Raw genomic sequence first — 21,237 nt, 5'->3', positions numbered from 1 at the left:
CCGTACGCTGTTTCGTTGCCAGCTAAAGCAACATTGCAGTAACTGGAATGCAGCGCGAGCCCTTAAAGGCTCGCTAAAATTTCGTTGTGGCTATTAACTATCGAAAGACCACGGTTCGATTACCATAAACAAATACTTTTTCGTCGATCACTTGCTGCAAGGCTCGAGTGAGTACGGTTTTCTCAACATCTCGGCCAGCTCGCGCCATATCATCAGCACCATAAGTGTGGTCAACGTTGATCACGTGCTGCTCCACAATAGGCCCTTCATCTAAATCATTGGTGACAAAATGCGCAGTTGCACCGATGATCTTAACGCCACGCTCATATGCTTGTCGGTAAGGCTGGGCGCCAATAAATGCCGGTAGAAACGAATGATGGATATTGATAATTCGTTCCTGGAATTCAGCGACAAAATCGGGAGTCAAAATCCGCATGTATTTGGCTAAAACCACATAGTCTGGCTGGTATTGATTAATGGTATCGATAATTTTTGCTTCATGCTCTGGACGGCTAAGCGATTCGTGGCTGACCAAATGGAATGGAATATCAAATTTCTCAGTTAGTTTTTGTAGCACATCGTAGTTACCGATGACTGCGCAAATCTCGATATTCATATCGCCATATGTGCTTTTCATCAGCAAATCGCCGAGACAATGGGCTTCTTTGGTAACCATTACCACTATACGTTTGCGGCCAGCAGCGACTAAGCGACGATGAGAGCCCGTGGGTAAAGCGCTATCCAAGTCTGCCAGCAATGTTTCGTCATTGAAAATGCCTTCAAGCTCTGTCCGCATGAAAAAACGACCATGATTATTATCAACAAACTCATTGTTTTTAATAATATTGAGTTGGTGTTTGGCACAAATATTGGTGATTGTTGCTATGAGGCCTTTGGCGTCAGGACAATCGGTTAATAAAATTTTTCGTTGCATGTTGTGTTCTCTATAGCGCTAAACGATTATCGTCCGCAGCATTGTTTATATTTTTTTCCACTTTGGCACGGGCAGCTTTGGTTTCGGCCGATGCTTGATGGCTGTTGTTCGCCGTGGGTATATACCCACTGGCCTTGATAGCGCAGAAACAATGAGCGCTCATGCATAACATGCAAGCTCTCATCTTCTAGGTAAGTGGCCTTAAACTCAACGCAGGCTTTGGTGACACTTAAGGCCGGATTGCGGTTTGCTGTAATGATTTGAAGCGATTGCCACTGGATCCCGTTATTGTCGCTGAGTAATTCAACACTTAGATCGGCTCTAAAATCAGGATGGTGAGTATCGAAAAGGTATTGTCCTAAACCCATGGTAAAAGCACTAAAGCGTGAACGCATTAGTTGTTCTGCAGTATCAGCACGCGCATGACCTAGATGTAGGGCTTGGCAACAGCTTGAATATTCTTTAGAGCCGCAGGGGCAAGTTTGGCTTTGCATTATGGTTTATTCGTTTAGGACAGCGGCGGATTGTAACAATTTAGTCGACCAATACCAATCTCTCTAAGCGTAGAAATAGCGCTATAGCCGGGAACATACCTTTCACTTGAAAGCTTGTCCTCGCTAAAAAAACAAAACTAATGGCGAAGCTTAGTTTTAGCTCGCATACTCATATAAGAGACTAATGAGTGGAGAGTGCTGTGTTACCGACTTGGACGATTGTGGCAACCGGCTTAACTTTAAATGTTATTGCTGCAATGAGCGCGCATTTTATTGAAAGTGAACATACCGCCGAGCTCGATACTTTAACCATGCAGCAGTCGCGAAATTTGCGCACCATTGATTTAAATTGGCAGCAAGTTCAAGGATTAGAACGTAAGCGCGACACCTTATATCTGTTGCTTGCTCAAGCTTCGCAAACACCCCAAACAGTAAGCACAGCGTTTGCGAAGCAATTAGCAAAACAGCTCGGGTTGGCTGACTACGATTTTATCTCAAATGATGGGGGGTTAAATCAAATAGTGATTGAGTCAGCCATTGAGGGTGGGCAAAATCTAAGTCGAAATTCCATCAATGATTTGTTTATCGAAAACTTGCAACTCATGGAGCAAGCTCAGCGCAAAGTTAAGGCTATTTCACAAACCAAGAATTTAGCGTTGTTCTTGCAAATCGTTGGCCTTGCAATGATGCTAGCCAGAGACCTTCGCCCAAAATCTTAGGAGAGTTAATGATTCGTTTTTTGTCTTGGATCGGTATTGTGTTTATGTTTATCAGTTTAAGCCTTCACGCTGGGATAGTAGAACAATGCTGGGATCAATCTGCTAACAAGCAAGTTGTCAATGAATGCCTGTCGTCACAGTTGATGGTATTAGAACAACGAATAGCTGCTGCGGATCAAGAGTTAAAAATACAAGCCCAAGAACTAGACCAGAAGACAGACAGCGATAACCATACGTTTGAGAGTTATGTCAGAGCACAAATGTCATTTCAAGTTTATCGACAATTTAGGTGTGAATGGCAAGCGGCAATGTTTGCTTCGGGCAGTGGGGCGGGGACCGAGCAATTAAGTTGTAAGATTGAAGTTAGTCAACAATGGCTATCACAGCTAAACAACTACCAGTAAGACATAAATGCAACGAGCTGAACGTAGTCATTACGTTCAGCATAATATCGACTTTAAGCTTTAGCAGCCTCAATTTCTTGGCAAGCTTTTATCAAAGGCTCAAGCAAGGTAAGTGCGGTGCCTTCAAACGCGGGTAGAGTAATCGTGCTTTGATTGATCGGTGTTACCCGTTGCCCCCATTTTAAGGTCGCAGCCCCCCACGTTAATCCAGCGCCAAAAGCTGCGAGTAAAAGCTGATCGCCGGGTTTGATTCGGCCTTGTTCCAAGGCTTCACATAACGCAATAGGTACTGTTGCTGAACTCGTATTACCGTATTTTTCGATGTTGATCATGATTTTTTCGCTTGGCGCATTAATGCGTTTGGCTAAAGCATCAATGATGCGCAAGTTTGCTTGGTGAGGAATAATAAAATCGATATCTTGCGGGTCGATATTGGTTTGCTCTAACACAGTAGTAGTAGCACCCCCCATGCCTTTAACAGCACGTTTGAATATCTCTTGGCCGTCAAAATGGAAGGTATACATTCCATCAACGCCAGCAAAGCGTTTACGGTCGGTGCCAAAGTCATCGATAAATAGAATTTCACGACGTTCGCTATCACAACCAAGTTTTGCGCCTTGGAAGCCACAATCGTTTTCACTTGCTTCAATAATGACTGCGCCTGCGCCGTCGCCAAACAACACAGCGGTTTCTCGCTGCGCCCAGTTTAATATCTGGCTTAAGCGCTCACCACCAATGACGAGTACCCGTTTCATCGCACCGCTTTGGATTAACGAAGCTGCGGTTTGCAAGCCATATACGAATCCACTACACGCTGCATTCATATCAAAGACCGCTGCGTTGTCAGCTTTTAACAACTGTTGTACGCGACTCGAAGTGCTTGGTACGCTTGTGCCCGGGCTGCAAGTGGCTAGTATAATGCAATCTAAATCTTTAGCTTCAAGTCCGGCGCACGCCAAAGCATGCTGCGCTGCAACATAAGCTAGTTGGGCTAAGTCGACATGAGAAATTCGGCGTTCTTTGATTCCGGTACGAGAGGTTATCCAATCATCGTTGGTTTCAATAAACGTCGCTAAATCGTGATTACTTAGGACGGCTGGTGGAACGCATTTGCCCCAACCGGTTATTTCGGCATTGATCATTGTTTATTATTCTCTCATTTACAACAGCTGCTTTTTTAAGCGCTTAGTTCTATTGCACTTCAGGATGATGAAGCTTAACAAATTTGTCAAAGAGCTGCTCGTCAGTTTCCTGGTGCTCTGGATCAACTGTGATGCAGTCGATGGGACAAACCGCGATGCAGGTTGGATTGTCATAGTGCCCTTTGCACTCAGTACATCGGGCAGGGTCTATGACATAGATCTCTTTGCCATAACTGATGGCCTCATTGGGGCACTCAGGTTCGCACATATCGCAGTTGATGCATTTTTTATTGATGACTAAAGCCAAAACTACGCCAACGTTTCTTTTTGGTGCGGATTGCGAGTGTCTTCTTCGTTTTTCAGGTTTCGCATCAACAGTGCATGGTCGAGATCGATTTCTTTTGGTACCGGCAAAAATACTGTGTGTCCGCTGCCAGGGGCATATTCCATTTGCTCGCCTTTGCGGTTTTGCAGATGCTCTAAGCTGAAATTTAGATTGCCTTTGGGCGTCATCAGTTCGAGCGTGTCACCTACAAGGAATTTGTTTTTGACTTCGACTTCAGCCAAACCGTTGGCGTCGCGCCCAACAACTTCCCCAACAAATTGTTGTTGATCGCTAACGGAGTAGCCGTAATCATAGTTTTGATACTCGTCATGGGTATGACGGCGCAGAAAACCTTCGGTATAACCGCGGTGGGCTAAATTCTCGAGGGTATGCATTAAATTTGGATCAAATTCTTTACCTGCAACGGCATCAGCAATTGCTTGGCGATAAACTTGCGCGGTCCGTGCACAGTAGTAAAACGACTTGGTACGCCCTTCAATTTTAAGCGAATGAATGCCCATGCGGGTGAGGCGGTCCACATGCTGAACAGCGCGCAAATCTTTTGAGTTCATAATATAAGTGCCGTGCTCATCTTCAAAGGCAGGCATAAACTCGTTGGGACGACCTTGTTCTTGTAATAAGAATACTTCATCGGTCGGCTTGCCAGCACCAAGGGTTGGCTCGGGCTGATATTGCTGAACAGGAACGATATCGCCAATGTCATTTTCTTTGGCTTCATGAGCGTTGTATTTCCAGCGGCATGAGTTGGTACAGGTACCTTGGTTTGGATCTCGTTTGTTAATGTAACCAGACAACAAGCAGCGGCCTGAGTAGGCCATACATAAAGCACCGTGAACAAAAACTTCTAGTTCCATTTCGGGCACTTGGAAACGGATCTCTTCGATTTCATCGAGGGATAGCTCACGCGATAGAATGACGCGTTTAATTCCCTGTTGTTGCCAAAACTTAACCGTTGCCCAGTTAATAGCGTTTGCCTGAACCGATAGGTGGATCACTTGATCTGGAAAAGCTTCACGTACCATCATTATCAGCCCAGGGTCGGACATGATCATAGCATCGGGCTTCATGGCGACAATCGGCTCAATGTCTCTTAAGTAAGTTTTTAGCTTGGCATTGTGCGGCGAAATATTGCTTACCACGTATAGCTTCTTAGCTAAGCTATGGGCCTCGTTTATCGCAAGTTCAAGGTTTTCATGATTGAACTCGTTATTGCGCACGCGCAGAGAGTAACGAGGCTGGCCTGCATAAACAGCGTCTGCGCCATAGGCGAATGCATAGCGCATATTCTTTAGCGTGCCAGCGGGGGACAATAATTCAGGTGTAAACATCAGGGCTCCGGGTCTAGTCGAATTGATGTGGGCTAAAAGGACGCGCGATTGTACGTGTGTAGGGGATTTGGCGCAAGTTTTGTTGAGTTTTTAACCAATGCGGCTTATCTATTGCTTTCATAGTAATTTCAATAACCTACGTTGCTTCTTGCAGATTTGGAGTTGAAATAGTCCTTATATTAATTAGTGATACTTTTTATTAAGTAACAGCAAGGTAATCACCTTGTATGTTTTTTTATCTAAATCGTTATTGAAATGTTGTTCTGGTATTGTGCCCATCTTTTTTACCCCGTAATTGCTGGCTTATGACGCTTGAGCTCATTTACTAAATTCAGTATCAGTTTGTCAAAACTTAGGCGCTGCTACCTGCGCGACCAACAAGGAATTATTATTATCCAGAGTTTGAAATCATTGTTCATAACGTCATTAAATTTGCATTAGTGAACTTTTTAAGAGACGATTAAGGTGTAAGTCTTGTCAAAGCTTGGGCACAACTAGTCGTGTTAAGCCAGTTGTAACAATAACGCCTCGTATACGAGGCGTTATTGTTACAAATTATTCTGGTTATTCGAGCGTCTTACTCATAATAATGTTTGTAGTTTTCTCGAGCGGCTTGGTCCAACATGTCTTGCTGAACTTGATAGTTTTCTTTTACCTTCTCGATTCTTTTATTAATTTTCTGTTTGGTTCGTTCACTTGCTGTTTCAAGTTGGCTTTCTAAGGTAGCTAGCTTTTCTTGATTGCTTTGTTCAATCTTCTTAACTCGCTTCGCGATTTGTTCTTGAGTTGCGGATAATTTTTGCTTATTTGATTCAATTTGTTTCTTAATACTGGCTTTCGTTTCTTCGTTAGCGCGTTCGAATTCTTCATCTAATTCTTGTAATTCAGCTTCGGTGGCTTCGACTTCACGCTTGAGTTGAGCTTCAGCGACTTCATCGCGCAGTTTACGAAATACAATGCCGTCATGCTGAGCAATGACAGTATTCACAGGTGTTGTCCAGTTTTCTTCAACTTCCATAACGATTGCAAAATGATTTGGTAAAAGAGCTTCACTAACTTCAGACGCAAATCCCGCACTAATACCAGCATCGTCTAGGTCAAAAAATGCGCCGGTCAATCCACCAAGACTTGCTCCAACTAACATACCAGCGGGGCCGGCAAGCATGCCTACAAGTGCGCCACTGACCAGACCCACAACGCTGTTTTCAGCTGAATCATCCTCTACCGTTTTGAGAGAGACGTCACTGGCTTGGTTCTTTTCGATTACGGCTGATGAATAGATACTAATATCGCCATTTTTATGTAATTGCTTAAGTGCATTTAAGGCGTTAAAGACGTTGGTTTCGTTTTTGAATACTGCGACTATCATCTTGTTCATGTTCATTCCTCAGAAGGTTGGGTACTTGTTATCAATGGCATTTTGGTTTTTGGTAAGGCCATGTGTTTTATTCGTTACCGGTTTTACATCTCGTCACCAGATGAATCTAGTATATGGGGGAGATAAGTGCGGAAGTACCCGAAAATCTACTAGTTATTGCTAGGAAAACTACGAGCAAGTATTCGTTTCTGCGACCCAGAAGCGTTCCGTTTTGGGTGAACACAACTTAAAGCTGATGTCTTTTGAGTAGACAAACGAGAATAGTGAGCGCTGGAAGAAAAGAAGGTGTCGTGGGTCTGGAAAGGAGAACAATATTTTTGTTCGACGCGCAGAACTCAACGTGATCGAGAACTAGGTCTAGATATTATGTGTGCTTTAGAGTCAAAAGCCTTATTCAATTAAGCGTATTTACGCTGCAATTGAATAAGGCTCTTGGCCTTTATGCTTCCCATTTCGTTGATAACTACCTTTGCCTTTATGATTTTTAAACGCTTTAGCTTTAAATAATGGTGAGGTGACCATGGCTGCAAAAGCATTGTGTTTGATTTCACCGCGCTGCAAATCATGCACTTGCGCTTTGGTTTTAGATTTACTCATTGTTTCTCTCTTTATTAAATTCTCGGCGCTTGGATGTAAACGCCGAGTATCATTAGCCGGTATTAAACGGCTTGGTCTTCTCCGCCTAAAGCTTCAAATAGCTCGGGTACAAAGCGCGCTAATTCTCCGCTCATTAAGGCAAAATCTGCGTCAAAACGTGCCGCAGGGTCTTCATTGATATCGTCATTTTGCTCGGTAATGGTATCCATAAACTTAAGCCCTTTAATACTTAAATCTTCGGCGACAACAAAACGTAAGCTTTCTGCCCATATCAATTCTAATTTGGTGACAAATTTATCTGCATCAAGGTGGGCTTTGATTTCATCGCTAAATAAATCTTGTTCTTTACAACGGATAATACCGCCGCCTTCGAGTGCCGAACGTAGTTCTGCTTCTTCGCCAAGCTCAAATCCCGCCGGAACTTTTTGCTCATTGAGCCACTCAGTCATGGTGACATCAGCGGGTTCTTTTAGCTTAAATGGTGCTACTGGCAAACTACCGATAGTCTTACGTAATAAGGAAACTATCTCTTCGGCCTTTTTAGCACTTCCTGCATCAACAGCAATAAAACCATGCTCTGGACTAACCCAAGCAAAGGTTTGACTGCTTCGGCTGAATGCACGTGGCAACAAGGTGTGCACGATTTCTTCTTTCAGTGCATCCTTTTCAGCTTTTTTTAACGGGCGTTGCTGTTGCTCTTCAAGCATGTCTATCTTTTCTTGCAGTTGGTCCTTAATCACAGCGGCTGGAAGCATTTTTTCTTCCTTTTTGGCGCATAATAGAATTTCACTGCCCACTGAATGCAAAAAACTGTTACCGTTTTTACCTAAAGGAGTGACCCAGCCAAATTTGCTGAGATCTTGGCTACCACAAGGGCTAAATGCGAGACCTTCTAGCTGTTCATCAAGTTGCTCTTGGTCAAAGGAAATATCCTTAACGAAGCGAAAAAGCATTAAGTTTTTAAACCACATATCCGTGTTCTCTTGGTAAAACGACGGCGCATCATAGCAAAAAGTCGTTAGGGTGGGTAAATGTGTGGCTAGTGTACATTGAAATTCATCGCAAGTTTGCTCATATTGTGATGCTTGGACTAAGTTTTAGGAGAAAGACCGTTACATGAAAATATTGCATAGTGCTGACTGGCACTTGGGTCATCAGTTGCACGGTTACGCGCGACATTATGAGCATCAACAATTTTTGGATTGGTTGTTGCTGCAAATTGATACTCAACTGGTTGATGTACTTGTTATCTGTGGCGACGTCTTTGATACAGCTAATCCTAGCGCTGCGAGCTGGGAGCAGTTGTATAGTTTCTTAGCAAAAGCAGCAACTAGAAATCCTGGTTTACAGGTGATAGTTACCGCAGGAAATCACGACTCCCCTAGTAAGCTTAATGCCCCGTCATCCTTAATCAGTCATTTCGACCTGCATTTTGTTGGCAGCGTGGTGCGCCATGAAAATGGCGAACTTGATAATGAACGCTTACTGATACCGCTTAAAACGCGAGATGGACAAATTCAAGGTTGGTGTATCGCGGCTCCTTTTTTACGTAGCAGCGATTTGCAACTTGATCCTCGCATCGAAGACTCTTCGAAGCGTTGGCAAAACGCAATTCAAAGTTTGTATGCTGAACTTGGTGAAGCGGTAGATAAACGACTTGAGCCTGAGCATTGTTTAATTGCCTTGGGACATGGTCATGTAAGCGGTGGGCAAATATCTGAGCTATCTGAACGTCACGTCATGATTGGTGGACAGCACGCACTTCCGACGACGATATTTCCGGAACGTTGTGACTACGTCGCATTGGGACACTTACACTTAGCACAACAAATAAAAAGTGACACGGCTATCTTTTATTCCGGCTCACCTATCCCCTTGTCGATTTCCGAACGCAATTACAAGCATCAAATAAAGCTCGTTGAGTTTGAAGAACGCCAACTAAAACTTGAGCCGATCTACGTCCCTAGAGTATGCGACTTACTGCGCGTACCTAAAACCGCTTCCGATTTCGATAGCGTGTTACAAGCATTGCGAGATTTGGAACCTTTTACTGGGGTTGAGCAAGCAAAACCTTATCTCGAGGTCGTCATAAAGCTAGATAAACCCCAAGCTCAGATCCGTGAGCGAGTTCTCGAAGCGATTCAAGATAAAAACCTGCGTTTGGCAAAAATAAGTATTGAATATAGCCAAGGGCAACAAGACACCCAGTTTGCAAAGTCGGGGCAAAAACTTAGCCAGTTATGTGCAACAGAGGTGTTCGAACTTTGTTATCAACAGCAATATCAGGATCAATTGGACCCTAAATTAATGGCAGCCTTCCAAGACGTGTTAACGCAAGTGGAGCAATCAGACCTATGAAAATACTTGCGATACGCGGAGAAAACATTGCGAGTTTGGCGCAAAAATTTGCCTTAGAGTTTGATGGTGACCTACTCAAGCGGCAGGGACTAATCGCGATTAGTGGTAAAACTGGCTCGGGGAAATCGAGTTTGCTTGACGCGATGTGTCTTGCCCTTTACGAACAAGTCCCTCGTTTTAGTAGCGCACAACGTAGCGTCGAAGTAGGTAGCGAAAACGAACAGCAAAAACTAAAAGCCAACGATGTTCGTCACTTGGTGAGTCGCGGCAAAAGTGAGGCATGGGTAGAAGTTGAATTGCTCTCCAATGATCAACGGCGTTATTTAGTTCGTTGGCAAGCTCGCCGCGCGAGAGGTCATGTGAACGGGCGCTGGCAAGGCAGTACTCGTGAACTTATTGATGTTAGTGACCAACAAGTATTTTCTGAAAATAAACGCGAATTCCAGCAGCGAATAGATACCTTAGTGGGGTTAGATTACGAACAGTTTCGTCGCGCGGTGGTGCTTGCACAAGGTGACTTTGCAGCATTTTTGCAAGCGGCGGAAGACCAACGTTCGGCCCTACTAGAACGTATGACAGGCACACAGCTGTACAGTAATATTTCGCAGCAAGTTTACCAAAATGCGCGCGAGCAGCAGCAGCGAGTCTCTTCTTTACAAGAGCAAATGGGCCGTATTTCTTATCTTAGTGATGAAGAACGTCTGCAGCTGGTAAGTGATTTAGCTGAGTTACAAAAATCATTAGATCGGTTTGTATTGGCAAGTAACGATCAGCAAACCTTGTTACAAATTGAACAACAACAGCGTAGCAATGCGCTTGAAAAAGATGGTTTGGCGCAACAAAAGGCTCAACTTGAAGCTGCGCAGCAAGATATTGATAAAGTTCGTCACAGTTTACAGCAATTGAGAATGCTAGAGCCGCACCGCCCATTGCACCAAAGTTTGAGTCGTTTAGCGCAAGAACTGTCTAGCTTAGCACTGCAAATAAGCGAGCAAGGACAGATACTTGATCAACATGAACAGCAACATTTGTTGGCTAAATCGCAGGTAGAATTGAACCAGACGCAGTTGGAGCAATTACTAACTCAGCAACACTTGCGCGAGCCCGAAATTGAACGAGCTTTGCGTTTAGACCATGAATTGAATGCGAATCATAGCGCTTGCGAAGACTTAGAAAAGCAACAAGTTGCGCTAAGTGACAACATAGTGGTGGTAAAGCATACGCATCACCGTGCATTGCAGCAATGTGAATCAGAGCTTGAACAACTAAACGATGCCAAGCAGTGGCTTAGCGAACATCAACAGTTGCACAGTTTACAACATCAAAATTCAGCCATTGAACGTAATTTACAAGTTTATTTGGACCAACAAGAGCAGCAAAAAAAACGTATAGATTTAAAGGAGCAACATCAGCAGCAAATGTTGGAGAGTAAACATGAAGTTGAGCAGATCCAAAATCAAATTCAACAAATCCAAGCTCAAGACCAAGAGTTAGCGCAACAATTGTTAAACGTAAGCCACGAAAAGTCTGAGGATGTGTTGGCAAAGTATCAGTTAGTAAATGCGCAATCTGAACAACAAGCCATATTATGTCGCTACTTAGAGCAAGCAAGAGCATTATCTGAACAATTAGAGCATGCACAACATAGATACAAGCAGCTTCAAGGACAGCAGCAAACAACCCAAGAACAACAACAATATTTGGGTCAACAAGTTGCCAAGCTGACGATTGAGAGCGAGGAAGCAAAACGCGCATTTCAAAGTGCACGGGCTGTTGTTAGTTTAGATGACTTACGCAAAGAATTAGTTGATGGCGAGTCGTGCCCACTGTGCGGAAGTTTAGACCACCCATTTGTTGAGCATACTCCAGAAGTGAGCGCGATTTTTCATCAACTTGAACAACGGCATCAACAACTAGAACAACAGCTTCGTAGCAATGAACTTGAGTTGGCTAAATTAAACGCGCAAGCTCAGCAGTTAGATCAGCAGTTATCAGACAGTGAAACGCTAGTTAAAGAACTTGATCAACAATTGGCTAGTCTTGTTCATCAAGCTCAAACACTAGGGTTTTCATGGCCCCAAAGCCTTGATCAATTATTAACCTATCAGCACCAGCAACAACAAAGTGCCCTTGAACTCGCGTCATTATTACAATCCCTAAATCAACAATTGGATGATTACCAAGCACAACATGCTAAGCGAGAACAGCTTCAAGCTCGCTACAATGAAAGCCAGCAACATTTACAAAAGCTTAATCATCAACGACTGAATTATGAGCATCAATTTGAGAATCACAGTAATCAGCGGGCCCAAATTGAGAAGCAAAGCCTAGAGGCGCAAGCCAATATTCAACATCAATACCAGCAATTAGTATTGCTTCTCGGTGATTTGCCATGGGAGCAATGGCTAGCACAGCATGGACCGCGGCGTTGCGCCTTGCAGATCGTTAATTTAGTTGATCAATATCAGCAAGTGTTTGAGCGTCAAGTGCAGCACAATGAACGTTATATAAGTTCTCAAAAACAGATTGCCCTCGAAGAGCAAAACCTGGAGAAATTGGGTCAGGAATTACAACATTATCAACAACAACTATCCAGTTTGTTGCTGCAAAATCAGCATTTAAGCCAAGAGCGTCGGGGTTTATTAGATGGCCTAACGGTCATACAGTGGCGAGAGCTGGCCAATGCCAATGTACAAAAATCTCGACAGGCAGCGGACACTAGTCAACAACAAATGCAAAGCTTAACCAAACAGATGCTGGTGGCTCAAACCAATATTGAGCAACTTAGCCAACAGCAACAACAGCGAAAACTCGATTACAAATTTGCTCAAGAACAGTGGCGACAAGTTGCCCAGAACCTAGAACTCGACGATGCTCAAATTGAACAACTGTTAAGTTTAGACCCTAAGTTGCGAGGGCAATGGGAAAGCGACAGTCAAGCTCATCAACAGCAACTCGCAATTAATGCAAGTCAAAGTCATGAGCTAAGTCAGCGAGTCAAACGAATCGATAAGCAGTGGATAAATGCAGACAGTCAACTAAAAGGGCATTTGCAGCAACTTAAATTGGAAAGCATTGAAGCACTTGAGCATCAACGTCTTGAGCTACAAGAGCAAGCCTATCAAAAACGCTCTTTAATCGAACAAGACCAACGTAGCCAAGCTCAAAGCGGTGAACTGCATAAAGAACTATCGGTGCAAATACAGCGCCTCGAGTTACTCGAGAATCTCAACGTATTGATTGGCAGTGCCAGCGGGGCAAAATTCCGAGTATTTGCACAACAGCTGACCCTTGAAAACTTGTTGTTTGAAGCCAATGCGCAATTGCGTTCGCTTGCCCCTCGATATCAATTGCAACGTGTCCCTGATGCAGCTTTAGCATTGCAAGTGATCGACCGCGACATGGGGGATGAGGTGCGTTCTATCTCAAGTTTGTCTGGGGGAGAAACCTTTTTGGTGTCCTTAGCTTTGGCTTTGGCTTTAGCAAGTGTATCTGCCGACAATATCGAGATTCGAAGTCTTTTTATTGATGAAGGCTTTGGTACACTTGACCCTGAAAGTTTAGATATGGTCTTAGCATGTTTGGACAATTTGCAAGCTAGTGGACGCCAAGTTACCGTTATTTCTCACGTGCAAGCAATGGTTGAACGGATCCCTGCTCGCGTAATTTTGCAGCCCTTAGGTGCAGGACGTAGTGAGCTGAAATTAGAAATTGCGTAGCTGGGGTCGCTTGTCATATTAATGTCATGCAAGTGCAGCATAATCGCCACAATCTCAATCATTGTAGAGTAATGAAAAATGGCAAGAAGGATTTTGGTTGTTGAAGACGAAGCACCAATTCGTGAAATGTTGTGCTTTGTTTTAGAACAACACGGCTACACTGCTATTGAGGCGGCCGATTACGATAGTTCTATAAATGCGATGGTCGAACCTTACCCTGATCTGGTTTTATTGGACTGGATGATACCTGGGGGGAGTGGCATTCAATTTATTAAAACCATGCGACGCCACGATTTAACTCGTCAAATACCGATTATCATGCTCACGGCCAAAGGCGAAGAAGAAGATAAAGTTCTGGGTTTAGAAGCTGGGGCTGACGACTACTTAACCAAGCCTTTTTCTCCCAAAGAGCTAATGGCGCGGGTAAAAGCGGTTATTCGACGTGTCGCGCCAACATCACTTGAAGAAGTGATTGAAGTCATGGAGCTACGTTTAGACCCTATTTCTCATAGGGTGAGTATTAAAGATAAAGCCGTCGATATGGGGCCAACCGAATTTAAATTGCTGCATTTCTTTATGACCCATACGGAACGGGTTTACAGTCGCGAACAATTACTCAACAATGTGTGGGGAACCAACGTCTATGTTGAAGATCGTACGGTTGATGTTCATATTCGCCGATTGCGTAAAGCGATTTCATTTGCTGAGCACGATAAATTGATTCAAACAGTACGAGGTTCTGGATACCGTTTCTCTACCCGGGTGAATTAGAACTTAATGAATGTCGCATTTTCGGCTTTAAATATCATCCAACGCGCACTGCGTTGGTATATACCGCTTGCCATCATTGGATTGATAAGTGGGTACATGTTGGAAGTGCTGTTTGCCGCATCCATTGTGCATATTTTGTATTTGTATCGTCAACAAGCTCTGCTAATGCGCTGGCTTTATAAAGACAAACGCTTAACCCCGCCTGTAGGCAGTGGTTCTTGGGAACTCGTCTTTCACGGCATCTATAATCTAATGAAGCGCCGGCTGCAGCGAGAGCGAGAGCTGGCGCAACTGCTCAAGTACTTTAAACTTGGAGCTCAAGCGCTGCCGGATGCGCTTGTGGTGTTGCGGTCTGATGGTGCAATCTTGTGGTGTAATCAACTTGCAAGTGAACTCCTTGGACTCAAATGGCCTAGTGACTCCGGACAGCGCCTGGTTAATTTGGTTCGAGATCCAAAATTTGTTACCTATATCGACCGCCGCAACTATGCAAAGCCACTAGAAATCCCCAGCCCAGTTAATCCAAATCTAACACTAGAATTTCGAATTGAACCCTACAGCGAGCAACAGTTTTTGGTTGTCGTTCGTGACGTTAGTGAAGTGCGGCGTTTAGAGAATATGCGTACCCAGTTCGTATCTAACGTGTCGCATGAGCTTCGCACTCCCTTAACGGTCATGCGCGGTTATCTTGAAATGCTAGAACCGAACAGCGTAAATCCGGCAATATGGCCTCGAGCGCACCGCACGTTGACGGAGCAGAGCAAACGCATGGAGTCCTTAGTTAACCAATTGTTGACTCTGGCTCGCATTGAATCGGGTAGCCAATTTGCAAACCACGAATTGATACCGGTATCCGAATTATTGAGTTTGCTCAGTGATCAATGCGACAGCCTGATTTGCGAGCGAGAACTTAAACTGAGTTATGATGTTGATGAAGGGCTTGAGGTATTTGGTAATCGAGAGCAATTACTCAGCGCCATCCTTAACTTGAGTTCAAATGCGATTAAATATTGCGAGACTCCTGGGGAGATTTTAATCTCGTGGAGTCAAACCGATACCGGATCAGAGTTCTTGGTCCGAGATAGCGGCCCCGGCATCGAACCTGTGCACTTGGGTCGGTTGACTGAGCGTTTCTATCGCGTTGATGACGCCAGAACCCGTGATGCTGGTGGAACCGGTCTTGGCTTAAGTATTGTGAAGCACATACTTGCTGAGCATAATTCAGTCTTGGAAATTGAGAGCACAGTTGGCTTTGGCAGTTGCTTTAGTTTCGAGCTTAAAAAGCCCGTTGCAGAATATAAAGAAAGCTCGACCGACTTACCGATCCGTTAGTTTGAAACCCGTTAAAGAACAGCCCAGTTCACTGGGCTGTTTTAGTTTAAGCGCTTTGAGTTTCTAAAACAGTTGATGGTTCAGCTCCAATTGGTGCTGATATTGGTTTTCCGTGTTGATCAAAACGATGTAAATGATCCCATTTTGGACGAACCCCCACAATTTCGCCCTTGCTTACTTTTTGTTGGTCACTTAAGCGAACCAGCAGTGGCGAGTCACTGCCTATGTCTAAGTAGATATATAAATCCGATCCCAAGTTTTCCGTATGAATCACCGCACCTTGCCAAGTTGCTTCGTTGGGGTCTATCACCAGGTGCTCAGGGCGGATCCCGAGGGTTTGGCATTGGTAATCTTTGGCAAAATCGCCTTCTAATAAATTCATCGCTGGAGAGCCGATAAACTTTGCCACAAACAACGAGTTTGGACTGTGATACAGCTCTTCGGGAGTTCCCACCTGTTCGACTTCGCCATTATTAAGTACGCAAATTCGGTCGGCCAAGGTCATCGCTTCCACTTGGTCGTGGGTGACGTAAATCATGGTTGCGCTTTTCATCTCGTGGTGAATTTTGGCAATTTCAAGTCGAGTCGCGACGCGCAAGGATGCATCCAAGTTTGATAGTGGCTCATCGAATAAAAAAACACGGGGGTTTCGAACGATTGCGCGACCAATGGCAACCCGTTGTCGCTGCCCGCCGGAAAGTTGTTTTGGCAAGCGATCGAGTAAGTGGTCAATTTGAAGCATTTTAGCGGCGTTCATGACCCGTTCCCGAATATCTTCGGGACTTGATTTGGCCAATTTGAGGCCAAAAGCCATGTTCTTGTACACATCCATATGTGGGTAAAGGGCATAGGATTGAAAGACCATTGATATACCGCGCTCTGATGGAACTTTGTTATTCATAGACTCACCGTCAAAGGTAAGTTCGCCGCTGCTGATTTCTTCAAGGCCACAGATTAGGCGCAGTAGGGTTGATTTACCACTACCTGATGGGCCAACAAAGACCATCAGTTCGCCGGCTTTGATATTGAGATTTACCTCACGAATAACCTCGGTTTTTCCAAAGTGTTTTGAAATGTTTGCTAGTTGAATTTGCGCCATTTTTATTGCCCCATTAACCTTTGACACCGCCGGCAGTTAAGCCTGCGACAATTTTTCGTTGAAAGATAAGCACTAGAATGATCAGTGGAACAGTGACCACAACAGACGCGGCCATGATCGTACCCCAAGGGATTTCGTGGTCTGAAGCACCGCTTAACATCGCAATCGCAACCGGTACGGTTCGCATGGTTTCGGATGCGGTAAACGTCAGTGCAAATAGAAACTCGTTCCATGCTCCAATAAAGGCAAGTAAGCCGGTTGTGACTAACGCTGGCCATAACAGAGGCAGAAATACTTGCGTAATGATGACCCATGGCGTGGCGCCATCAACAATAGCGGCTTCTTCAATCTCAACCGGCAAGTCGCGCATAAAGGTGGTGAGTACCCAAACCGTGAAGGGGAGTGTAAAAATGGTATATGAAAGGATCATTGCCCAAGGCGAGTTATATATCCCCAGAAAACGAACCATTTCAAATAGTCCAGCTAACACGGCAATTTGCGGGAACATGGATACAGCCAAAATAGTCATTAGTAATAATCCACGACCTTTAAAGCGCACTCGCGCTAAGGCGTAGGACGCTGTCACCGCTAGGAACAAGGCGCAAACGACCGTAGTTGATGCAATAAACACCGAGTTTAAGATACTGCGCAAGAAGTTATCGTTGTTCAACACATCTCGATAGTTTCTTAAATCAAAGTGCTTTGGAAAGTAGTCCACGGAGAACAAATCGGTACCGGTCTTAAAACTTGTGATAACCGAGTAATAGAAGGGGAATACCGCAACCACCACAATCGATATAACTAACAAGTAGAACGCTACCGAATTAAGCTGTCGTTTGATCATCGTTGCGTGTCTCCATTAAGGTTTAGTTTTCCAAGCCAGATGTAAAGACAAACAAAAATAGCGATGATGGCAAACAACAGTGTTGATTGTGCCGAACCATACGCAAATTTATCAAACTCAATTAGGTTTTCTCGCGATACCACTGACATAGTTTTGGTGGCTTTGGAGTTGGGCGTCAAAATATATATAAGGTCAAATACTCGCAACGCGTCTAACATTCTGAAAATGACTGCAACCATGAGGGCCGGGCGTACCAAGGGCAGGGTTACATGAAAGAAAACCCGCACCGGATGAATACCATCAATTTTGGCTGCCTCGTAGATATCTCGAGGTATCATTTGTAACCCAGCAAGACATAACAGCGCCATAAAGGGAGTGGTTTTCCAAACATCAACAACCAGCACAGAAAACATAGCGGTGTCGATGTTGGAGGTCCAAGCAACGTTGCTGTCGATAAGCCCTAGCGCCATCAGCATATGATTAATAATGCCAAATTGGTCATTTAGCATCCATCCCCACATTTTTGCCGACACTATCGTAGGAATAGCCCATGGGATTAAGATTGCAGCGCGCACCAGTCCGCGGCCTTTGAACTCTTGATTAAGAACTAACGCAACCATCAAACCAAGAATGGTTTCTATACTGACCGACACGACAGAGAATTTAATGGTATTCCAAACCGCATTCCACCAGGTTGGATCAGCTAAAGTTCCAGAAAAAATGGTACGGCCCGATGAAAGCGTGGTCCACGTTAAATAGTTTTTAAATCCAACCCACTGACCGCCGTATAAGTCGGTGAGGGATGTATCAGTAAATGAGAAATAGATTGAGCGCAACAAAGGCCAGCCTGCAACGCAAAACAAAACCGTTACCATCGGTGCTAAAAACCACATTGCTGCCCGTAGTTTTTGTTGCCGTAGGCTAGACACAGATTTTAGCTTGGTGTTTGGCTTGGACAAACTCAGCGAAGTATCCATTTTGACATCCTAGTCTAGAGAATTGGGCAGCAAGTGTTGCTGCCCAGCATTGATTACCAGCTCGAACCTTTAAGCTCGTTTAGTTCGTATTCCAGTAACTCTAGATTTTCTTCAGCACTTCCGTTACCCGATAGGGTGTTATGAACAGCAGAGAAAAACTTAGATGACACTTCATTGTATTTCACGCGGGTTGGTGCAGATGGTCTTGGAACGGCTTGCAAAAACACGTCTTCCCATTGTGAAATAATTGGCTGCTGTTTTTCGATATCACTATCGCTATACAGTGAGACCAAGGTTGGTAATCGTGAAAACTCTAGAGCACGCAGCTTTTGAATTTCCTTTGAGGCGAGGAAGCGGGCAAATGAAATTGCAGCGTCGGGGTGCTTCGAGTATTTCGATACCGCTACGTTCCAACCGCCTAGGGTTGCAGCCGATACGCCATGGTCGCCACCGCTTGGAAGTGGCACGACAGCAAATTTATCTTTAACCGCTGAGTCATCGCTATTCCCTAGGGCATACGCATAAGGCCAATTACGCATGAAGACAGCGTTACCGGTTTGCCAAACACCACGAGCGTCTTCTTCTTGGTACGACAATACGCCTTCAGGAGAAATGCTACCCACCCAAGACTTAGCTAAGTTCAAAGCGGAGATGGCTTTTGGATTATTGATTGAAATATCGCCATTGGCTTCGACGATTTGTCCGCCGCCAAAGGATTTAACCCACTCAAGAGCGTCACAAGTTAAACCTTCGTAGGCATTGCCTTGCCAAACAAAGCCCCAAATATCCTTATTACCAGCGGCTCGTTCTTGGTCTTGAATAGATTGAGCAACTTCAGTCATCTGCTCCCATGTGCTAGGCACATCTTGCTGATATTTTTCTAGTAAGTCTTTACGGTAATACAAAGCGGGCGCATCGGTATAGATAGGCAAAGCTACCAACTTACCGTCGACCGTTTGTGATTCGATAATTGATGGAAAATGGTCACCAACGATGTCTTTAGTATGGGGCGCTAGGTCAATAAATTGCTCTGCAAGTTGTGGAGCCCAAATAACATCGGTTTGATAGACATCAACGTCAGCGTTTCCAGCGGCTAGCCAAAGACGATATTGACCGAATTGGTCGGTTGAAGACTTAGGCATGGGGATAATTTTAGCTGTATGTCCGGTTTCGTCTTCCCAACTTTTAACCATACCTTTGAACAGTTCAAGTTCTTTGCCACCTTTACCGGATACAAAGGTTACTTCGGCGGCGTTGGCAATACCACTGTTAAGGCTTAAGGTCCCTGCGGCGATTAACATGGCAAGTGATAATTTTGAGCGGCTAGTCATTGTTTACCCTCCTGGTAATTTTTAGTTTTAAACCTGATTTCATTGTTGTTAGGAGTAAAACCGCTAACCCGCTTGTAATCGTGTTACATTTGTATAACGTAAACCTTTACTCTTGTTAACAACCGTATAGTAAGCGTTTACGTTGGTCAAATTAGGATGTGTAAATATGTGCGTTAATCGTTGTTTTTGATGTTTCGGTGATAAAAAGTTTGGCTAAAGGAGACTCTGGATAACTTGCCAAGCGGCATTCAGCTTGATTAAATGCTAGGTACTTCAATTGTTTATCCGTAAGCTAGTCTGCATATTTAGGGTTTTAACTTTTAGGCGTAAAGCATATATGACTGATAAAATCGTTACAATTCATGAGCTTGCAAAAGCTGCAGGCGTGTCTATCGCGTCAATCAGCCGTGCCCTTAATGGAAAACCTGGTATCAGTGACAAACTAAGACAACGGATTGTCGATTTAAGTGAAGAACTAAATTATCAGCCCAATACTATGGCCAGACGTCTGATTGTTGGTAACAAAGCGGTTGTGGCGTTAAGCATGCCGCCTGAACCCCATGAGTTTTCTGAGCGACCTTATTTTGTGCACTTTTATCAGGCAATGACGCTTCATTTACATACTAAGGGCTTGGTGCCAGTGTTGTTTAAATATGACCAGCTTGATGCTATCCCTAGCCAAGCCTGCGCTGCTGTTCTACTCGGTGCTACTATCGATGATCGTCCGCAACGATTGCGCGAGCTAAATATTCCTTTTGTTGGCCTTGAGCTTGATGCGGAGTATTCGGTGACAATCGATAACCAAGATGCAATTTGTAAATTGAGTCAGTACTTGATTGAACAAGGTCGAACTAAGCTTGTGTTTTTAGGTGAAGATAACGATGCAAACTATTCAAGTGCACGTGCCCTGGGGTATCAACAAGCCATGGCTGAAGCTGGACTTAAATCGCAAATGCAACATCTACATCGAGAGTCGAGTGCTACCATGAATGCATATCGTCATGTTATGGCCTTGGCAAAACAACAGGGTTTAGACAATGATGCCTTTGTTTGTTCAAATGATGAAATCGCTTTGGGTGTGGTAACCGCACTTAAAGACTTAGGTATTGATGTGCCGACGCAAATTGCGGTTACCGGCTTTGATGACCTGCCTAAAATATCCAGCCACTTAACCACCGTCCATCAAGATTTAACGCGTATCGCAGAATCGGTGGTTGAACTACTTCAAGACAGCATTGAAGGGCGCAATCCACGCAGTGTTTGTGTTCCTACGTCGCTTAAGTTCCGCGATAGCGCTTAATTCTTAAAATGTGATCTACTTGTTGGAACTTAGATAATTTAGCTCTTGAATTTACTGAGTAAAGGTTTACGCTATTTATAAGTAAAGGTTTACGTTGGCATTTTGTCACCGTTAAGCTTGAACAAAAAACGATTATAACTACTGCGTAGAGCTTTATTTGAGCG

General features: G+C 44.2%; 19 protein-coding genes. 7 read left to right on the top strand and 12 right to left on the bottom strand.

From position 1 onward, the window contains the following. Positions 1-97: 97 nt before the first annotated feature. Complete coding sequence (gene purU / locus DBZ36_RS13570) at positions 98-934, bottom strand: formyltetrahydrofolate deformylase (RefSeq protein ID WP_120355496.1); 837 nt, start codon at positions 932-934, stop codon at positions 98-100. A 26-nt stretch (positions 935-960) separates the two neighbouring features. After that, entirely contained in the window at positions 961-1,428 is a 468-nt protein-coding gene (locus DBZ36_RS13565; RefSeq protein WP_199711875.1) for a YchJ family protein, read from the bottom strand. Positions 1,429-1,628: 200 nt separating this feature from the next. On the opposite strand from DBZ36_RS13565, the gene DBZ36_RS13560 reads away from it, so the two are divergent. Beyond that, positions 1,629-2,147, top strand: coding sequence for a hypothetical protein (locus DBZ36_RS13560; protein ID WP_120355495.1), 519 nt, complete (start codon positions 1,629-1,631; stop codon positions 2,145-2,147). Between the two features lie 8 nt (positions 2,148-2,155). Then, positions 2,156-2,551, top strand: a complete 396-nt coding sequence (locus tag DBZ36_RS13555; RefSeq protein ID WP_120355494.1) for a lysozyme inhibitor LprI family protein — start codon at positions 2,156-2,158, stop codon at positions 2,549-2,551. Between the two features lie 53 nt (positions 2,552-2,604). On the opposite strand, the gene DBZ36_RS13550 is transcribed toward DBZ36_RS13555, so the two are convergent. The 6 genes from DBZ36_RS13550 to rdgC all read right to left on the bottom strand — a co-directional run bounded on the left by DBZ36_RS13550 (position 2,605) and on the right by rdgC (position 8,313). Next, positions 2,605-3,693, bottom strand: coding sequence for a ketoacyl-ACP synthase III (locus DBZ36_RS13550; RefSeq protein ID WP_120355493.1), 1,089 nt, complete (start codon positions 3,691-3,693; stop codon positions 2,605-2,607). 49 nt (positions 3,694-3,742) lie between these two features. Beyond that, positions 3,743-4,000 carry a YfhL family 4Fe-4S dicluster ferredoxin gene (locus DBZ36_RS13545; RefSeq protein ID WP_120355492.1) on the bottom strand — a complete coding sequence of 86 codons (258 nt, stop codon included), beginning with the start codon at positions 3,998-4,000 and terminating at the stop codon, positions 3,743-3,745. Between the two features lie 2 nt (positions 4,001-4,002). After that, positions 4,003-5,367, bottom strand: coding sequence for a prephenate-dependent tRNA uridine(34) hydroxylase TrhP (trhP, locus tag DBZ36_RS13540; protein ID WP_120355491.1), 1,365 nt, complete (start codon positions 5,365-5,367; stop codon positions 4,003-4,005). 577 nt (positions 5,368-5,944) lie between these two features. After that, a complete protein-coding gene (locus DBZ36_RS13535) occupies positions 5,945-6,745 on the bottom strand; it encodes a DUF1269 domain-containing protein (protein WP_158589104.1) in 801 nt (266 codons plus the stop codon). Between the two features lie 408 nt (positions 6,746-7,153). Continuing rightward, complete coding sequence (gene arfA, locus DBZ36_RS13530; protein ID WP_120355489.1) at positions 7,154-7,342, bottom strand: alternative ribosome rescue factor ArfA; 189 nt, start codon at positions 7,340-7,342, stop codon at positions 7,154-7,156. A 62-nt stretch (positions 7,343-7,404) separates the two neighbouring features. Next, the gene (gene rdgC / locus DBZ36_RS13525) at positions 7,405-8,313 is read right to left on the bottom strand and encodes a recombination-associated protein RdgC (RefSeq protein ID WP_120355488.1); all 909 of its coding nucleotides are present in this window, start codon (positions 8,311-8,313) and stop codon (positions 7,405-7,407) included. Between the two features lie 145 nt (positions 8,314-8,458). On the opposite strand from rdgC, the gene DBZ36_RS13520 reads away from it, so the two are divergent. From DBZ36_RS13520 to phoR, 4 genes are all read left to right on the top strand, one after another. Continuing rightward, complete coding sequence (locus tag DBZ36_RS13520; protein ID WP_120355487.1) at positions 8,459-9,700, top strand: exonuclease SbcCD subunit D; 1,242 nt, start codon at positions 8,459-8,461, stop codon at positions 9,698-9,700. Then, positions 9,697-13,419: an AAA family ATPase gene (locus DBZ36_RS13515; protein ID WP_120355486.1), complete on the top strand. Its 3,723-nt coding sequence runs from the start codon at positions 9,697-9,699 to the stop codon at positions 13,417-13,419. The genes DBZ36_RS13520 and DBZ36_RS13515 overlap by 4 nt, the downstream gene beginning before the upstream one ends. Positions 13,420-13,497: 78 nt before the next feature. Beyond that, positions 13,498-14,190, top strand: coding sequence for a phosphate regulon transcriptional regulator PhoB (gene phoB, locus DBZ36_RS13510; RefSeq protein WP_120355485.1), 693 nt, complete (start codon positions 13,498-13,500; stop codon positions 14,188-14,190). Between the two features lie 6 nt (positions 14,191-14,196). After that, the gene (phoR, locus tag DBZ36_RS13505) at positions 14,197-15,522 is read left to right on the top strand and encodes a phosphate regulon sensor histidine kinase PhoR (RefSeq protein ID WP_120355484.1); all 1,326 of its coding nucleotides are present in this window, start codon (positions 14,197-14,199) and stop codon (positions 15,520-15,522) included. 46 nt (positions 15,523-15,568) lie between these two features. Here the strand turns inward: phoR and DBZ36_RS13500 are convergent, their stop codons facing one another. From DBZ36_RS13500 to DBZ36_RS13485, 4 genes are read right to left on the bottom strand one after another with little or no spacing between them, the layout of a single operon-like run. Next, complete coding sequence (locus DBZ36_RS13500; protein ID WP_120355483.1) at positions 15,569-16,621, bottom strand: ABC transporter ATP-binding protein; 1,053 nt, start codon at positions 16,619-16,621, stop codon at positions 15,569-15,571. 13 nt (positions 16,622-16,634) lie between these two features. Beyond that, complete coding sequence (locus tag DBZ36_RS13495) at positions 16,635-17,465, bottom strand: carbohydrate ABC transporter permease (protein WP_120355482.1); 831 nt, start codon at positions 17,463-17,465, stop codon at positions 16,635-16,637. Beyond that, positions 17,462-18,442 (bottom strand): carbohydrate ABC transporter permease, encoded by a 981-nt coding sequence (locus tag DBZ36_RS13490; protein ID WP_120355481.1) that lies wholly within the window; start codon positions 18,440-18,442, stop codon positions 17,462-17,464. Before DBZ36_RS13490 ends, DBZ36_RS13495 begins: the two co-directional genes overlap by 4 nt. A 53-nt stretch (positions 18,443-18,495) precedes the next feature. Beyond that, complete coding sequence (locus DBZ36_RS13485; RefSeq protein WP_120355480.1) at positions 18,496-19,773, bottom strand: ABC transporter substrate-binding protein; 1,278 nt, start codon at positions 19,771-19,773, stop codon at positions 18,496-18,498. 337 nt (positions 19,774-20,110) lie between these two features. On the opposite strand from DBZ36_RS13485, the gene DBZ36_RS13480 reads away from it, so the two are divergent. Continuing rightward, positions 20,111-21,073, top strand: coding sequence for a LacI family DNA-binding transcriptional regulator (locus DBZ36_RS13480; RefSeq protein WP_120355479.1), 963 nt, complete (start codon positions 20,111-20,113; stop codon positions 21,071-21,073). Positions 21,074-21,237 lie beyond the last annotated feature (164 nt).

The organism is Alginatibacterium sediminis (assembly GCF_003610775.1).
GTDB classification, from domain to species: Bacteria; Pseudomonadota; Gammaproteobacteria; order Enterobacterales; family Celerinatantimonadaceae; genus Alginatibacterium; species Alginatibacterium sediminis.
This window is presented reverse-complemented; position numbering and strand designations above follow the sequence as displayed.

Bases quoted from the DNA above. Each gene is read 5' to 3' on its own strand.
- DBZ36_RS13555 (WP_120355494.1), top strand. From the start codon at position 2,156: ATGATTCGTTTTTTGTCTTGGATCGGTATTGTGTTTATGTTTATCAGT.
- rdgC (WP_120355488.1), bottom strand. From the start codon at position 8,313: ATGTGGTTTAAAAACTTAATGCTTTTTCGCTTCGTTAAGGATATTTCC.
- phoB (WP_120355485.1), top strand. From the start codon at position 13,498: ATGGCAAGAAGGATTTTGGTTGTTGAAGACGAAGCACCAATTCGTGAA.
- trhP (WP_120355491.1), bottom strand. From the start codon at position 5,367: ATGTTTACACCTGAATTATTGTCCCCCGCTGGCACGCTAAAGAATATG.
- DBZ36_RS13495 (WP_120355482.1), bottom strand. From the start codon at position 17,465: ATGATCAAACGACAGCTTAATTCGGTAGCGTTCTACTTGTTAGTTATA.
- DBZ36_RS13520 (WP_120355487.1), top strand. From the start codon at position 8,459: ATGAAAATATTGCATAGTGCTGACTGGCACTTGGGTCATCAGTTGCAC.
- DBZ36_RS13535 (WP_158589104.1), bottom strand. From the start codon at position 6,745: ATGAACAAGATGATAGTCGCAGTATTCAAAAACGAAACCAACGTCTTT.
- DBZ36_RS13550 (WP_120355493.1), bottom strand. From the start codon at position 3,693: ATGATCAATGCCGAAATAACCGGTTGGGGCAAATGCGTTCCACCAGCC.
- phoR (WP_120355484.1), top strand. From the start codon at position 14,197: ATGAATGTCGCATTTTCGGCTTTAAATATCATCCAACGCGCACTGCGT.
- DBZ36_RS13490 (WP_120355481.1), bottom strand. From the start codon at position 18,442: ATGGATACTTCGCTGAGTTTGTCCAAGCCAAACACCAAGCTAAAATCT.
- DBZ36_RS13565 (WP_199711875.1), bottom strand. From the start codon at position 1,428: ATGCAAAGCCAAACTTGCCCCTGCGGCTCTAAAGAATATTCAAGCTGT.
- DBZ36_RS13500 (WP_120355483.1), bottom strand. From the start codon at position 16,621: ATGGCGCAAATTCAACTAGCAAACATTTCAAAACACTTTGGAAAAACC.
- DBZ36_RS13480 (WP_120355479.1), top strand. From the start codon at position 20,111: ATGACTGATAAAATCGTTACAATTCATGAGCTTGCAAAAGCTGCAGGC.
- purU (WP_120355496.1), bottom strand. From the start codon at position 934: ATGCAACGAAAAATTTTATTAACCGATTGTCCTGACGCCAAAGGCCTC.
- arfA (WP_120355489.1), bottom strand. From the start codon at position 7,342: ATGAGTAAATCTAAAACCAAAGCGCAAGTGCATGATTTGCAGCGCGGT.
- DBZ36_RS13515 (WP_120355486.1), top strand. From the start codon at position 9,697: ATGAAAATACTTGCGATACGCGGAGAAAACATTGCGAGTTTGGCGCAA.
- DBZ36_RS13485 (WP_120355480.1), bottom strand. From the start codon at position 19,773: ATGACTAGCCGCTCAAAATTATCACTTGCCATGTTAATCGCCGCAGGG.